The 14413-nt window shown below is 65.3% G+C and carries 14 protein-coding genes; 7 read left to right on the top strand and 7 right to left on the bottom strand.

Annotation, left to right across the window (positions count from 1 at the left end):
* Positions 1-116: 116 nt before the first annotated feature.
* The 7 genes from rplT to map form a co-directional block, all read right to left on the bottom strand.
* Positions 117-476, bottom strand: a complete 360-nt coding sequence (rplT, locus tag AC3WJB_RS07075) for a 50S ribosomal protein L20 (protein WP_492680049.1) — start codon at positions 474-476, stop codon at positions 117-119.
* An 18-nt stretch (positions 477-494) separates the two neighbouring features.
* Positions 495-689, bottom strand: coding sequence for a 50S ribosomal protein L35 (gene rpmI / locus AC3WJB_RS07070; RefSeq protein WP_492680047.1), 195 nt, complete (start codon positions 687-689; stop codon positions 495-497).
* Between the two features lie 243 nt (positions 690-932).
* Positions 933-1457 carry a translation initiation factor IF-3 gene (infC, locus tag AC3WJB_RS07065; protein ID WP_492683122.1) on the bottom strand — a complete coding sequence of 175 codons (525 nt, stop codon included), beginning with the start codon at positions 1455-1457 and terminating at the stop codon, positions 933-935.
* Between the two features lie 43 nt (positions 1458-1500).
* Positions 1501-3402, bottom strand: coding sequence for a threonine--tRNA ligase (gene thrS, locus AC3WJB_RS07060; protein ID WP_492680045.1), 1902 nt, complete (start codon positions 3400-3402; stop codon positions 1501-1503).
* Positions 3403-3737: 335 nt separating this feature from the next.
* On the bottom strand, positions 3738-4187 hold the full coding sequence (locus AC3WJB_RS07055) for a CopD family protein (RefSeq protein ID WP_492680043.1): 450 nt from the start codon (positions 4185-4187) through the stop codon (positions 3738-3740).
* A gap of 94 nt (positions 4188-4281) precedes the next feature.
* Positions 4282-6927 carry a [protein-PII] uridylyltransferase gene (glnD, locus tag AC3WJB_RS07050; RefSeq protein ID WP_492680041.1) on the bottom strand — a complete coding sequence of 882 codons (2646 nt, stop codon included), beginning with the start codon at positions 6925-6927 and terminating at the stop codon, positions 4282-4284.
* Positions 6928-7039: 112 nt separating this feature from the next.
* The gene (gene map, locus AC3WJB_RS07045; protein ID WP_492680039.1) at positions 7040-7804 is read right to left on the bottom strand and encodes a type I methionyl aminopeptidase; all 765 of its coding nucleotides are present in this window, start codon (positions 7802-7804) and stop codon (positions 7040-7042) included.
* A gap of 291 nt (positions 7805-8095) precedes the next feature.
* On the opposite strand from map, the gene rpsB reads away from it, so the two are divergent.
* The 7 genes from rpsB (at position 8096) to AC3WJB_RS07010 (ending at position 14387) form a co-directional block, all read left to right on the top strand.
* Complete coding sequence (gene rpsB, locus AC3WJB_RS07040) at positions 8096-8947, top strand: 30S ribosomal protein S2 (RefSeq protein ID WP_492680037.1); 852 nt, start codon at positions 8096-8098, stop codon at positions 8945-8947.
* Positions 8948-9060: 113 nt separating this feature from the next.
* Entirely contained in the window at positions 9061-9942 is an 882-nt protein-coding gene (tsf, locus tag AC3WJB_RS07035) for a translation elongation factor Ts (protein WP_492680035.1), read from the top strand.
* Between the two features lie 158 nt (positions 9943-10100).
* Positions 10101-10823: a UMP kinase gene (gene pyrH, locus AC3WJB_RS07030; RefSeq protein WP_492680033.1), complete on the top strand. Its 723-nt coding sequence runs from the start codon at positions 10101-10103 to the stop codon at positions 10821-10823.
* A gap of 76 nt (positions 10824-10899) precedes the next feature.
* Positions 10900-11457, top strand: coding sequence for a ribosome recycling factor (gene frr / locus AC3WJB_RS07025; RefSeq protein WP_492680031.1), 558 nt, complete (start codon positions 10900-10902; stop codon positions 11455-11457).
* 127 nt (positions 11458-11584) lie between these two features.
* The gene (gene uppS, locus AC3WJB_RS07020; RefSeq protein ID WP_492680029.1) at positions 11585-12352 is read left to right on the top strand and encodes a polyprenyl diphosphate synthase; all 768 of its coding nucleotides are present in this window, start codon (positions 11585-11587) and stop codon (positions 12350-12352) included.
* 8 nt (positions 12353-12360) lie between these two features.
* Positions 12361-13194 carry a phosphatidate cytidylyltransferase gene (locus tag AC3WJB_RS07015; protein WP_492680027.1) on the top strand — a complete coding sequence of 278 codons (834 nt, stop codon included), beginning with the start codon at positions 12361-12363 and terminating at the stop codon, positions 13192-13194.
* Positions 13191-14387 carry a 1-deoxy-D-xylulose-5-phosphate reductoisomerase gene (locus tag AC3WJB_RS07010; protein ID WP_492680025.1) on the top strand — a complete coding sequence of 399 codons (1197 nt, stop codon included), beginning with the start codon at positions 13191-13193 and terminating at the stop codon, positions 14385-14387. The genes AC3WJB_RS07015 and AC3WJB_RS07010 overlap by 4 nt, the downstream gene beginning before the upstream one ends.
* Positions 14388-14413: the final 26 nt, after the last annotated feature.

The raw sequence follows: 14413 nt of genomic DNA, 5'->3' as shown, positions 1-14413 counted from the left end.
GCATGGGCATGCCCCAACGAAAACGGGGAGAAGGTCTGGCCTTCTCCCCGCGAGCGTTCGCCGACCCCAGCCAGAATGGCTCCCCGGTCTTTTCCGACCGGGCGAGGGCACACAAACTAGGCGGCCAGAGCGGCCTTGGCTCTCTCGGCGATCGTGGCAAACGCCTTGAGGTCGTGTACGGCCAGATCGGCCAAAACCTTGCGATCGACGCTGATGCCGGCCCGGTCCAGGCCATTGATCAAGCGGCTATAGCTGAGACCCGACAAGCGCGCCGCGGCATTGATGCGCACGATCCACAGCGCACGGAACTGCCGCTTGCGCTGCTTGCGACCGATGTAGGCGTACTGCCCGGCCTTGATGACCGCCTGATTGGCGGCGCGAAAGACCTTGCGTCGGGCGTTGTAATAGCCCTTGGCACGGCCGATGACTTTCTTGTGACGACGACGTGCGGTGACACCACGCTTGACACGAGCCATGATCCGTCCTCCTGCCCGTCAGTACGGCAACATGCGAGCGACAGCTGGCGTGTCGCAGGCCTTGAGGTGATTCTTGGCGCGCAGGCCACGCTTCAGCTTGGTCGTCTTCTTGGTCAGGATATGTGACCGGTACGCGTGCCCGCACTTGATTTTGCCCGACGCGGTCTTGCGAAAGCGCTTCGCCGCCGCCCGGTTGGTCTTGATCTTCGGCATGACTGTGATCCTTGGGTACGATGCTTGACTGATCTGGCGGCGGTCCTGCCCGCGAGCGACCGCACTTTCCGTCCTGCCATGATCGGTGCACGGCCCTTCCACTCGGGCCGAGCCGGCTATTGTAGGAGATCGGCAGCTGTGATGCCAGCCTTGCCACGCGGACCTGCCGGGCGCATGTGCGCGCGGCCCCGGCCGGATCGATCCAGCGGAATACGCAATGGGGACGGGCGGCGGAAGCGCCGGTTATTTGCGCTTCGGCCCGATCATCATGGTCATCTGCCGACCTTCGAGACGCGGGAACGACTCCACCTGACCGGCCTCGCCGACATCGGTCTGGATCCGCTTGGCCAGGCTGTGCCCCAGATCCTGGTGCGACATCTCGCGGCCGCGGAAGCGGATGGTCACCTTGACCTTGTCCCCCTCGTCCAGGAAACGCAGCATGTTGCGCAGCTTGATCTGGTAGTCGCCCACATCCGTGACCGGACGGAACTTGACCTCCTTGATCTCAACCTGCTTTTGCTTCTTCTTGGCCGCCTGGACTTTCTTCTGGGCCTCGAACTTGAACTTGCCGTAATCCATGATGCGGCAAACCGGCGGATCGCCGTTTGGTTGGATCTCAACGAGATCCAGGCCGGCGTCCTGCGCCAGCATCAACGCCTCGTCGCGGGAAAGTATGCCGAGCTGTTCGGCATCCTGGCCAATCACACGGACCCGCGGGACGCGGATTTCCTGATTGCGACGATTGCCTTTGTTGTCAGTGGTTGCGATACCACGATCCTCCAAAATGGTGATGTATCAAGCCGCCAGGCACTCAATGCCGGGTTTCGGTGCCCATGCGTTCGATGAAGCCGTCCAGGCTCATGTCGCCAAGATCTTCGCCGGATCGTGTGCGCACAGCCACGGTGCCGGTTTCTTTTTCACGATCCCCCACGACAACCAGGTACGGCACTTTCTGCATCGCGTGCTCGCGGATTTTATAGCCGACCTTTTCATTGCGCAAATCTACCTGGGCCCTGAAACCACGGTCCACAAGGGTTTGCGCCACCTGCCCGGCATACGCCGCATGGGCGTCGGTGATATTCAGCACCACCGCCTGCACCGGAGCCAGCCAGGTCGGCAAGGCCCCGGCATGGTGCTCGATCAGGATGCCGATGAAGCGCTCCATGGAACCCACGATCGCCCGGTGCAGCATCACGGGATGCCGTTTCTGCGAATTCTCGTCGACGTACTCGGCGCCAAGGCGCTCGGGCATCATGAAATCCACCTGCATGGTGCCGACCTGCCAATCGCGGCCGATGGAATCGCGCATGTGGTATTCGATCTTGGGACCGTAGAACGCCCCTTCGCCGGGAAGCTCCGTCCACTGTACTCCTGCCGCTGCCAGCGCAGCGCGCAGCGCGGCCTCAGCCCGGTCCCAGACCTCGTCGCCACCGATGCGCTTGTCCGGACGCAAGGCCAGAGCCACCTCGACCTTGTCGAAACCGAAATCGGCGTACACCTGCATGGCCTGAGCGTGGAACGCAGTGACCTCCGATTCAATCTGCTCGGGCGTGCAGAAGATGTGACCGTCGTCCTGGGTGAACGCACGCACGCGCATGATGCCGTGCAGCGCGCCGGACGGCTCGTTGCGGTGGCAGCCACCAAATTCGCCATAGCGTATCGGCAATTCGCGATAGCTGTGCAGCGTGTCGTTGAAGATCTGTACGTGGCCCGGGCAATTCATGGGCCGCAAGGCAAACACGCGTTTTTCCGACTCGGTGAAAAACATGTTTTCCTTGTAGTTGTCCCAGTGCCCGGATTTTTTCCACAACGATACGTCCAGCACCATGGGGCAGCGCACCTCCTGGTAGCCGCTCTTCCGGTACACGTCGCGCATGTACTGCTCGAGCTGCTGCCAGATGGCCCAGCCGTTTGCATGCCAGAACACCATGCCTGGGCTCTCTTCCTGCTGGTGGAAGAGATCGAGCTGCTTGCCGAGCTTGCGGTGGTCGCGCTTCTCGGCCTCCTCCAGCTGATACAGGTAGGCCTTCAGATCCTTGTCGTTGAGCCAGGCAGTGCCGTAGATGCGAGTCAGCATGGCGTTGCTGGAATCGCCGCGCCAGTAGGCGCCAGCCACCTTCATCAGCTTGAATGAGTGCAGCTTGCCGGTGTTCGGCACGTGCGGGCCGCGGCACAGGTCGGTGAACTCGCCCTGCGTATACAGCGACAGCTCCTCGGTCGCCGGGATGCCCTCGATGATCTCGGCCTTGTAGTGCTCGCCCAAGCCGCGGAAGAACGCGATTGCCTCGTCACGTGACTTCACGCCACGCGTCACCGGCAGGCGTTCGTCCACGATCCTGCGCATCTCGGCCTCGATCTTGGGCAGGTCCTCGGGCGTGAACGGCCGCTCGTAGGCGAAGTCGTAATAAAAGCCGTTGTCGATCACCGGGCCGATCGTGACCTGCGCTCCTGGAAACAGCCGCTGCACCGCCTGCCCCATGAGGTGCGCCGTGGAATGGCGCAGGATCTCCAGCGCCTCGGGGCTCTTCTCGGTGACGATCTGCACGCTGGCGTCGTGCTCGATCGGGAAGCTGGCATCGACCAGCTGGCCGTCGACCTTGCCGGCAAGCGTTGCCTTGGCCAGGCCTGCGCCAATGGAGGCGGCTACTTCCTGGACGGTGACGGGATGGTCGAACGACTTCTTGCTGCCGTCGGGTAGCGTGATCTCGATCATGGTGGCTTTCCCAGAAAAACAAAAAAGGGCATGACGCCCTTTCTTCGACAAATACAGGCGTAGAGGCAGTCAGTCGTGCAGGTGGGTGGTTGCCATGTCGCACACTCGGCCAGCGCGGGGCGCGGGCCACCTCTGTCCGATGAAATCGCCGAGGCGCTAGTTTAGCCTGAAAAGGGCACTGGTCATGGATTTCGCCGTGCGGCGTGCCCCCCATCAAGGCGCCAGCGGCATTCAAGGGGATGGATCCCGGTTACCGGTGCTGCCGGCTTCATCGGCGCCGCCCTGGCACAAGGTCTATCCACGCGTGGCGACCCAATCCCACTCCTCTTCGGCGTTCAGAACGGTTTGGCCAGCACCAGGAAGATCACGCCAAGCAGGAACAGCACGGGCAGCTCGTTGAACCAGCGCAAGGCGACGCCCGACGGTAGCTCGCCGCCGGCCTGGCTACGCTTGAGCAGGCGCCCGCACCAGATGAAGTGCGCCAGGAGCAGGGTGACCAGGAGCAGCTTGGCATCCAGCCAGTGCCGCGAGCCGACCACGTTCGGCAACCAGGTGGGGAACAGGCGCCAGCCTTCCCACAGGACCACACCGAACACGACGGCAAAACCAAACATGTTGTGTCCGAACTTGTACAGCCGCCGGCCCATCAGATGCAGGCGCGCCTGCGCTTGAGGCTGGCCCTGCGTCTCGGCCAGGTTGACCAGGATGCGCGGCAAGTAAAACACCGCCGCCATCCAGGCAATGTCGAACAACAAGTGCAGGGTCTTGACGATCAGGTAAGCCATGGGTCGAAGAGCCACGCTGCCGGCTGCAGCAGCCGGCATCATAACCCGAGCCCAGCGAGGCAAATCCCGCCGGCACTCGGTCCCACGCTGCCAGTCAGTCCTGCCCGGGACCGATCCGTGCTTGCAGCGCGAGCAACAACTGACGCTGGTGTTCGGTCGTGAGCGGCGCATCGTGGCGATCGGTAAGCAGGAAGAAATCCTCGACCCGCTCGCCGAAGGTGGCGATGCGTGCGTCGTGGACGCGCACGCCGACCTGGTTCAGCACCTGCGCAACCGCGGCCAGCAGGCCTGGCTGGTCGGTCGCCACCAGCGCCATCTGCGTGCGTCCGCCCACCGAACGGAATTTGATTCGCGGCACGATCTGGAAATGCCGTTGCTGCCGCGACATGCTGCGCCTGCCGGGGCCGACCTCCACGTTCTGTACCAGCGTAGCCTCCAGTCGCCCCTGGAGCTCTTGCGCACGCACCTCGCTGACCGGCTCCTGGGTGTCGCCATCGAGCAGCAGGAACGTGTCCAGGACCATGCCGGTCGGCGTGCTCAGAATGCGCGCCTCCACCACCGACATGCGCATGCGGTCGAGCGTGGCGGTGACGACAGAGAACAAGCCGTCGCGCGACCGTGCATGTACGAACACTTCAGTGCTGCCGCGCACCGAGCGCGGCTGCACCACCACCAGCGGCAAGCGGCCACCAGCATCCAGCATCGCCGCACTCTGCCAGGCAATCTGCTGCGGACGATGGCGCAGGAAGCTCACCTGCGGGAAGTCCCGCCACAGGTTCGTTATCTCCTGCGCGGCGTAGCCCTGTTCACGCAACAGCGCCATCGCCTGCTGCTGGCATTCGCGCACCAGCGCATCGGCATCGCGCGGCAACTCCACGTCGCTGCGCAAGGCATAACGCGTCGCCGTGTACAGGTCGGCGAGCAGCCGATCCTTCCAGGCATTCCACAGTCGGGGACTGGTACCGATGATATCGGCCACGGTCAGCAAGTAGAGCTGCCCCAGGCGTTCGCGATCCCCAACGTGCTCGGCAAAACGCTGCACGACCTCGGCGTCACTGATGTCCTGGCGCTGCGCCGTGGTGCTCATGGCCAGGTGCCAGCGCACCAGCCATGCCACCCGCTCGACGTCGCCCGCGGGCAGGCCAAGCAGCGTACAGAACGCGCGGGCATCCTCCGCGCCCAACACGGCATGGTCGCCGCCGCGACCCTTGGCGATGTCATGGAACAAGCCGGCCAGCAAGAGCAGCTCCGGCTTGGGCAAGGCGGCCCAGATCTCGCAACCCAGCGCGAATTCCGTGTGCGCCGCTGGTTCGGCAAAGCGGGCCAGGTTGTGCAGGACGCGCAAGGTGTGCTCGTCCACGGTATAGACGTGGAACAAGTCGTATTGCATGCGCCCGAACACCTTGCCGAACGCGGGCAAGATCGCCGCCAGCAGGCCATGCCGGTTCATGCGCCACAAGGCCTCGACTGCCGGTGCACCGCGCCGCAGCAGGCGCAGGAAGGCAGCCAGGACCTCGGGGTCGGAGGCCAGGGCATCGGCCTGCACGGCGGCCGCACGATGGATGCGCCGCATGGTTTCGGCACTGAAGCCGACCACTCCCGGCTGGTCCATGCGCGACAGGAACACCTCGACCAGTGCCGCGGGCCGGCGCATGAACAGCTCGCTGTCCCGCGCCGCCAGACGCGAACCGTAGCGTACAAAATCCTTGTCCAGCGGCACTCCCAGATGGGGACTCTCGAGCATCTCCTCGAAGCGCTCGGCAACCTGCACGCTCAGGCGCTCGACCTGGCTCGCGGCCCGGTAATACGCCTGCATGAACTGCTCGACGCCGAGATTGCGCTCGTGTTCGTCCTCGAATCCCAGCCGTGCCGCCAGGGCCCGCTGATAATCGAACAGCAGTCGTTCCTCGGCCCGACCCGCTTCCAGGTGCAAGGCATAACGATAGCGGCTCAAGGTCGATTCGGCCTGCTCGAGCGCAGCTCCCTCTGCCGGATCAAGCAGGCCCTCGGCCACCATGCTCGGCAGGTCCCCGGCGTCGGCCAGGCGCAAGCCAATCCAGCGCAGCGAATCGAGAGAGCGCAACCCACCGGGGCCTTCCTTGAGGTTCGGTTCCAGGTTGTAGGCGGTGTCGTCGTAACGCGCATGACGCTGCCTGCGCTCGTTTTGGCGCGCCTCCAGATAGGCGGCAGGCGGCCACAATTGCGGATCGTCCACGATGCCGCGCAGGCTGACGTCGAGCGCCGCGTCGCCGGCAATGCGCCGCGCATCCAGCAGACTGGTGAACACGCTGGCATCGCTGGCGGCAAGCTCGCGGCACTGCCGGGGATCGCGCACGGCATGGCCGACTTTCAGGCCAATGTCCCACAGGGTCGAGAAAAACTGCCCGAGCGCACGCAACTGGTTTTCCTGCGCGCCTTTGACGAGCACCAGCAAGTCGACGTCCGAACACGGGAACAGTGCACCGCGCCCGAACCCGCCCACGGCGTACAAGGCCGCGCCGGCAACGCCGCCAAGGCAGGCGGTCCAGACATGCGCAACCAGTTGCGAAACCGTGGCACCGCGTTGACGCGTAAGCATGCCGGCGTCGGCCCCGGCGCGAAACGCTCCGGTGAGCGCGCGGTCGACATCGGCCAGCAACTGGCCCAGGGCAAGCCGAGCCTCCCGGGACACACCCGAACGCGGCACCGCCACAGGCAGGCGTGGCAAAGGCGGCAAGTGAATGGCAGTGGACGTCGACATGCGGGCAGCCTCATCGGCGGCTTGAAGGGCCGGTGTGCAGAGCAGCCCGCTTTCCGTGGGAGGCCACATCCCACACCCAATCCAGGCATCGGACAGGTGGCTATACCGGCCCTCAGGCGTCTGGCCAGGGCGTCAGGATCTCGTAGCCGTCGTCGGTGACGACCAGGGTGTGCTCCCACTGCGCAGACAGGGAATGATCCTTGGTCACCACGGTCCAGCCATCAGGCAACTGGCGGGTCTGCGGCTTGCCGGCGTTGACCATCGGCTCGATCGTGAAGGTCATGCCCTTCTTCAGCTCCAGGCCGGCACCAGGCTTGCCATAGTGGAGCACCTGCGGCTCGTCGTGGTAGATCTTGCCGATGCCGTGGCCGCAATACTCGCGCACGATGCTGAAGCCCACCGCCTCGGCGTGCTGTTGGATCGCATGGCCGATATCACCGAGCGTGGCACCGGGGCGTACGGCGCGGATGCCGCACATCATGGCCTCGTACGCGGTATCCACCAGCCGCTTGGCCAGCACCGACGGGGTGCCGACCACGTACATCCGGCTGGTGTCGCCGTGCCAGCCGTTCTTGATCACGGTCACATCGAGGTTGATGATGTCCCCATCCTTGAGCAGCTTGTTCTCACTCGGGATACCGTGACAGATCACCTGGTTGACCGAAGTGCACAGCGTCTTCGGAAAGCCGTGGTAGCCGACGTTCGCCGGTATCGCCTTCTGCACGTTCACGATGTGCTCGTAGGCCAGCCGATCCAGTTCCTCGGTGCTCACGCCCGGCTCGATGTGCTCCTTGAGCATGGCCAGCACTTCGGCGGCAAGCTTGCCGGCGACGCGCATGCCTTCGAGGTCCTGCGCTGACTTGAGATTGATTGCCATTTCATGCTGTCCTGTCAGCGCCAAGGCCCAAGCCGCGGCTTGCCGCAACGCTGGTCGACCGACTATAATTTCGCAGTTTTGCTGAACGCATGTGCCTGCCAGCAGGCCAGCGTGATGCGAGACGAACCGGGATTGTAACGCCCCAGGGCGCCACACCCAAACCAACGCCACACGCATATCGGCACCAGCTTCGGGGTGCCACGAGCCGCCATCCGGCGCATCGTGGTCGAAGTCGGGGATATGCGCAGGTCCCAACCCCCGGCCTACACGGCCACTGCAAGGAGTTACCCCATGGCCCAAGTCACCATGCGCCACATGCTCGAAGCCGGAGTCCACTTCGGCCACCAGACCCGCTACTGGAACCCGAAGATGGCACCGTACATCTTCGGCGCGCGCGGCAAGATCCACATCATCAACCTGGAAAAGACCCTGCCGCTGTTCACCGACGCAATGAACTATCTGTCGGGCCTGGCACAGAAGCGCCGTACCATCCTGTTTGTCGGCACCAAGCGCTCGGCGCGCGAGGCCCTGGCCGAAGAGGCTGCCCGCGCCGGCATGCCGTTCGTCACCGCACGCTGGCTGGGCGGCATGCTGACCAACTTCCGTACCGTCAAGCAATCGGTGGCGCGGCTGAAGGAGCTGGAGGCAGCCGAGACCGACGGCAGCTTCGAGAAGCTGGTCAAGCACGAGGTTCTCTCGCGCCGCCGCGAGCGCGAGAAACTGGAAGCCTCGCTGGGCGGCATCAAGGACATGAACCGCCTGCCCGATGCGCTGTTCGTGATCGACATCGGCCACGAGAACATCGCCGTGCAGGAAGCCAGGAAGCTCGGCATCCCGGTGGTGGCGGTGGTCGACACCAACTACGACCCCGATCTGGTCGACTACGCGATCCCCGGCAACGACGACGCGATCCGCGCCATCCAGCTGTATGCCCGGGCCGCGGCCGATGCGATCCTGGAAGGCAAGGCTGCCGCACCGGACGTGGCCCAGGGCGATGCCAACGATTTTGTCGAGCTCGACGAGGAAGGCAATCCGATTGCCAAGGCCGAGCGCAAGCCGCCGGCACGCCGCGGCAATGCGCGCAACGACCATCGCCGCGACGATGGGCGCCACGCCACGGGTCCGGAAGGCGCCGCCAAATAGGCCCAACGCCTGCAGCACCCCGGTGACGGCAGCCGTGACGAGGCCGTCGCCGTACCTACATTTGGCGCGGCGGCGTCCACCGCCATCGTGCCACCAGTAAACGAGGAACGACGATGAGCACGATTTCCGCACAAATGGTCAAGGAGCTGCGCGAGCGCTCCGGTGCCGGCATGATGGAATGCAAGAAGGCACTGGTCGAGAACGACGGCAACATCGACGCCGCGGTCGACTGGCTGCGCAAATCCGGCCTGGCCAAGGCTGACAAGAAAGCTAGCCGGATTGCTGCCGAGGGCCTGATCGTCAGCGCGCGCAAGGGCCATGACGCGGTCCTGGTGGAGATCAACTGCGAAACCGATTTCGTCGCCAAGGACGCGAGCTTCCTGGCCTTCTGCAAGACTGTCGGCGACCTGGCGCTCGATTCCGGCGTGTCCGACGTGGATGCGCTGCAGGCAGTCGCCTATCCCAAGGGCGGCACGGTCGAGCAAGCCGCCAAGGCGCTGGTCAGCACGATCGGCGAGAAGATCCATGTCCGGCGCATGGCCCGGATCCATGCCACCGGGCCCATCGGCAGCTATATCCACAACGGCCGCATCGGCGTGCTGGTCGCACTGGATGCCGGGGACGAGGCGCTGGCCAAGGGCATTGCGATGCACGTGGCCGCGATGAACCCAGCCTACGTGCAGTCGGCGGACGTGCCGCCCGAGGTGCTGGCCAAGGAGAAGGACATCGCGCTGAGCCAGATGTCGGAGGCGGAAAAGCACAAACCGGCCGAGATCCTGGAAAAAATCATCACTGGCAAGGTGCACAAGATCATCACCGAGATCACCCTGCTTGGGCAGGCCTATGTGCTGGACACGAGCATGTCGGTCGCCGACGCGCTGAAGAAATCCGGGGCCCATGTGCAATCCGTGGTGCGTCTGGCGGTCGGCGAAGGCGTGGAGAAGCCCACCGAGGACTTCCACGCCGAGGTCATGAAGCAGGCTGGCCTGGGCTGAGCCCGGACCACCACGCGGGCCTGCGCGCTGCGCCGGCCCGCACTGGCGGCAAGCCTGCGGCCACGACCACACCAGCCACCGGCCTGGGCAGCGAGGTTTGAATCGAGCTACCGCCGGTCCCTTACAATAACCCAGCCAACCACCTGCCCGGACCCGCCATGAGCACCGCGCCGATCTTCCGCCGTATCCTGCTCAAGCTGTCCGGCGAGGCGCTGATGGGGCATGCCGACTATGGCATCGATCCGGACGTCATCGGCGGCCTGGCCAACGAGATCATCGAGGTCCAGCGCTCGGGCATCCAGGTCGGGGTGGTCATTGGCGGCGGCAACATCTTCCGCGGCAGTGGCCTGGCTGCTGCCGGCATGGATCGCGTCACCGGCGACCACATGGGCATGCTGGCCACGGTCATGAACGCCCTGGCCATGCAGGATGCAATTGAAAAGCGTGGCGGCTACGCGCGGGTCATGAGCGCGATACCGATCCACGACGTGGCCGAGGACTATATCCGTCGCCGCGCCATCCGGCATATCGAAAAGGGCCGCATCGTCTTGTTTGCCGCCGGCATCGGCAATCCCTTCTTCACCACCGATTCGGCGGCGGCCCTGCGCGCCGTGGAACTGGGCGCCGATCTGTTGCTCAAAGCCACGAAGGTGGATGGTGTGTACAGCGCCGACCCGGTCCTGCATCCGGACGCCGTCCGCTACGACGCGCTGAGCTACGACGAAGTCATCGAGCACAAGCTGGCGGTGATGGATACGGCGGCAATCGCATTGTGCCGCGACCACGGGCTACCACTGCGCATCTACGACATGACGCAGAAAGGCAACCTCATGCGCATCATGCATGGCGAAGCCATCGGCACGCTGGTGCACGGCGGCTGAAACCCCGGCTGGCCCGGCTCGGTGCAGAATGGGCCTGCTATGATCAACGGCTTGCCGAGACTTCTGGAACCACCGCATGCTCGACGACATCAAGGCCGATGCCAAGACCCGCATGGGCAAGAGCATCGAGTCGCTGAAATACGACCTGGTGCGCCTGCGTAGTGCGCGCGCCAGCACGGCGCTGGTCGACAACATCAAGGTGCCGTACTACGGGGCGGACATGCCGCTCGCCCAGGTAGCCACGGTCGCGCTCGCCGATTCGCGCACGATCAGCATCACGCCGTGGGAAAAATCTATGGTGGCGCCAATCGAGAAGGCGCTGATGGGATCGGACCTGGGCATCACGCCGACCACCGCCGGCACGGTCATCCGGCTCAACCTCCCGGCACTCACCGAGGAGCGTCGCCGGGAACTGGCCAAACACGTCGGCCACGAAGGCGAAAGCGCCAAGATCGCGGTGCGCAATGTGCGCCGCGACGCCCTGCAGCAGGTGAAGAACCTGCTCAAGGAAAAGCTCATCTCGGAAGACGACGAACGCCGTTTCGACGAGGAAGTACAAAGCCTCACTGACAACGCCATCAAGGAAATCGATGGCGTCGTCAAGGCCAAAGAAGACGAGTTGATGGCATTGTAAGTGGCCGCCGAACTGTCCTCCGCCAGCGTTTGCGCACCCGCGCCCGGCACGGCCAGGACCCAGCTGCTTGCCCGCGCGCGGATGCGCGCAGCCCGCGCCGGCACCGCGCCACCCGGCCGCATGCGCGATGCCAGCCGCACCGTCGCCTGACGCCGCGGACGCCGTGCGGCAGCATGGGGCACCGCTGCACATTGCCATCGTCATGGACGGCAACGGGCGCTGGGCGCGTGCGCGCCGTCGCCCGCGCAGCTTCGGCCACAGCGCTGGGCGCAAGGCCGTACGCACGGTCATCGAGGCCTGCCTGCGCGAGGGCATCCAGGCCCTGACCTTGTTTGCGTTTTCCAGCGAGAACTGGCTGCGCCCGCGCGACGAAGTCGGCGCACTGATGAACCTGTTCGTGCGCGCCCTGGACAAGGAAGTTGACGAGCTGCGCGCCAATGGCGTGCGCCTGCGATTCATTGGCGAGCTCGGTGCGTTCGATGCCGAGCTATATCGCCGCATGCAGGCGGCCATGGACAGTACCGCCCACAATTCCCGGCTGCAGGTCAACGTGGCGGTCAACTATGGCGGCCGCTGGGACATCACCCAGGCCTGCCGGCGCGCGGCACAGGCCGTGGCGCGCGGCGAGCTGCGCGCCGAGGAGATCGACGAGGCCCGGCTCGACGCCTGGATGTCGCTTGACGGACTGCCGCCGCTGGATCTGCTGATCCGCACCGGGGGCGAACTGCGCCTGAGCAACTTCCTGTTGTGGCAAGCGGCGTATGCCGAGCTGTACTTTACCGATACGCTGTGGCCGGATTTCGACCAAGCCTGCCTGCACCAGGCCATCGAAGACTACGTTCAGCGCGAACGCCGCTACGGGCGCACGAGCGAACAGCTCGCCTCCCTACCCTGAGAACCGCCATGCTTCGTCAGCGTGTACTGACCTCCCTGCTGTTGGCTCCGCTGGTCGTTGCCCTGATCGTGCTGGCGCCGACGGCGCTGCTGGCTGGCGTTGCGGCCGTGGTGTTCCTTGCCGGGCTTTGGGAATGGGCGGCCCTGGGCGGCGTGCGCGGGACGCCGGTACGCGTCGTGTTCCTGCTGGTCGCAGCCTTTGGCTTTGCGCTGCTGTGGCTGCTGCATGAGCGGGCGACCAGTATTTGGGTGGTGGTGCTGGGCCTGGCCTGGTGGGCCGTGGCAGCTCAATGGCTGCGCCATTTTGCCTACGCAGCGGCGCCGACGCGGGAAAATCGCGTGCGCAAGCTGGCGGCTGGCCTGCTGACTATCCTGCCGGCCTGGAGCGCCTTGCTGATCCTCCATGCGCACCAGCCCTACGGGCAATGGTGGACCCTGCTTGCCCTGTTCATCGTCTGGGCCGCCGACATTGGCGCGTATTTCAGCGGCCGCCGCTACGGCAGGCGCAAGCTGGCCCCGCAAATCAGCCCGGGCAAGACCTGGGCCGGGGTCTATGGCGCGCTGCTGGCGGGGGGGCTGGTGATGCTGGTCGGTGCCTGGCTGCTCCAGGTGCGGGGCGCAGGCCTGGTCGCGATGCTGGTGCTGGCAGTCATCGCCGTCGGCATCTCCGTCCTCGGCGACCTGCTGGAAAGCCTGCTCAAGCGGCATGCCGGAGTCAAGGATTCGGGCACCCTGTTTCCAGGGCATGGCGGCCTGCTGGACCGCCTGGACAGCGTGTTTGCCGCCTTGCCGGCACTCGCGGCGGGCTTGTGGCTGCTGGCCAACCTGCAGGTCATCCCGTGAAACGCGTCGCGGTACTCGGCGCCACCGGCTCGATCGGCGGCAGCACGCTGGACGTCATTGCCCGCCACCCCGATGAATTCTCCGCCAGCGTGCTCACCGCACATCGCAACGTCGATGCACTGGTGACCTTGTGCAAGGCGTATCGGCCGCAACTGGCGATCATCGCCGAGCCGGCGCTGGAGTCCGAATTGGCACGCAAGCTCGGCGCCGCCGGCCTCAACACCGAGACTGCGGCAGGTCCCGCGGCAATCACCGCTGCCGCAGGCAGCGGGCTGGCCGACGTCGTGGTCGCGGCGATCGTCGGCGCGGCGGGACTGGAGTCGACGCTGGCCGCGGCGCGCGCCGGCAAGCGCCTGCTGCTGGCCAACAAGGAAGCGATCGTCATGGCCGGACCGCTGCTGCTGGCGGCGGTCAGGGCCGGCGGCGGCCTGCTGATTCCACTGGATTCGGAGCACAACGCCATTTTCCAGTGCCTGCCACGTGATTGGCCGCCGACCCGGGATGACAGCGCGCGCAATGGGCGACGGACCGTGCGACGCCTGATCCTGACCGCGTCCGGCGGCCCATTCCGCAACTGGAGCCGCGAGCAACTGCAGACGGTCACTCCGGACCAGGCGTGCGCGCATCCCAACTGGCGCATGGGACGCAAGATCTCGGTCGACTCGGCGACGCTGATGAACAAAGGCCTGGAAGTCATTGAGGCGCACCATTTGTTTGCCATGCCAGCCGATGCCATCGACGTCGTCGTCCATCCGCAAAGCCTGGTGCACTCACTGGTGGAATACGCCGACGGTTCGTTGCTCGCGCAGCTTGGCCTGCCCGACATGCGCACGGCGATTGCCTGTGCACTAGCCTGGCCCAGGCGCATGACCTCAGGGGTCGGCTCGCTGGATCTGGCCGCGTGCGCGGCGCTGAGCTTCGAGCCCCCGGATCGCCAGGTGTTCCGGTGTCTGGACCTGGCCACGGCCGCGCTGCGCGCCGGTGGCGACAGCTCGGCCATCCTCAATGCCGCGAACGAGGTCGCGGTGGCGGCGTTCCTCTCCGGCACGCTGCCGTTCCTCGGCATTGCCGATGTCGTGGAGAGCGTGCTTGCGGAACTGCCGGGCCAGACCGTGGTCGATGTCGCGACGCTCCATGAACGGGATGCAACGGCGCGGGCGACGGCACGGCGCTTCGTGCAACACGCTTGCTGATATTCTGCTGGTCGCGATTTCCCTCG

This window comes from Rhodanobacter sp. FW510-R10 (assembly GCF_058781105.1).
Note: the sequence above shows the minus strand (reverse complement) of the source record. Positions and strands in the feature narration are given on the sequence as shown.

What these genes read in the sequence shown, in the direction of transcription:
- rplT (WP_492680049.1), bottom strand. Translation starts at nt 476, where the DNA reads ATGGCTCGTGTCAAGCGTGGTGTCACCGCACGTCGTCGTCACAAGAAA.
- rpmI (WP_492680047.1), bottom strand. Translation starts at nt 689, where the DNA reads ATGCCGAAGATCAAGACCAACCGGGCGGCGGCGAAGCGCTTTCGCAAG.
- thrS (WP_492680045.1), bottom strand. Translation starts at nt 3,402, where the DNA reads ATGATCGAGATCACGCTACCCGACGGCAGCAAGAAGTCGTTCGACCAT.
- AC3WJB_RS07055 (WP_492680043.1), bottom strand. Translation starts at nt 4,187, where the DNA reads ATGGCTTACCTGATCGTCAAGACCCTGCACTTGTTGTTCGACATTGCC.
- glnD (WP_492680041.1), bottom strand. Translation starts at nt 6,927, where the DNA reads ATGTCGACGTCCACTGCCATTCACTTGCCGCCTTTGCCACGCCTGCCT.
- map (WP_492680039.1), bottom strand. Translation starts at nt 7,804, where the DNA reads ATGGCAATCAATCTCAAGTCAGCGCAGGACCTCGAAGGCATGCGCGTC.
- rpsB (WP_492680037.1), top strand. Translation starts at nt 8,096, where the DNA reads ATGGCCCAAGTCACCATGCGCCACATGCTCGAAGCCGGAGTCCACTTC.
- tsf (WP_492680035.1), top strand. Translation starts at nt 9,061, where the DNA reads ATGAGCACGATTTCCGCACAAATGGTCAAGGAGCTGCGCGAGCGCTCC.
- pyrH (WP_492680033.1), top strand. Translation starts at nt 10,101, where the DNA reads ATGAGCACCGCGCCGATCTTCCGCCGTATCCTGCTCAAGCTGTCCGGC.
- frr (WP_492680031.1), top strand. Translation starts at nt 10,900, where the DNA reads ATGCTCGACGACATCAAGGCCGATGCCAAGACCCGCATGGGCAAGAGC.
- uppS (WP_492680029.1), top strand. Translation starts at nt 11,585, where the DNA reads ATGCCAGCCGCACCGTCGCCTGACGCCGCGGACGCCGTGCGGCAGCAT.
- AC3WJB_RS07015 (WP_492680027.1), top strand. Translation starts at nt 12,361, where the DNA reads ATGCTTCGTCAGCGTGTACTGACCTCCCTGCTGTTGGCTCCGCTGGTC.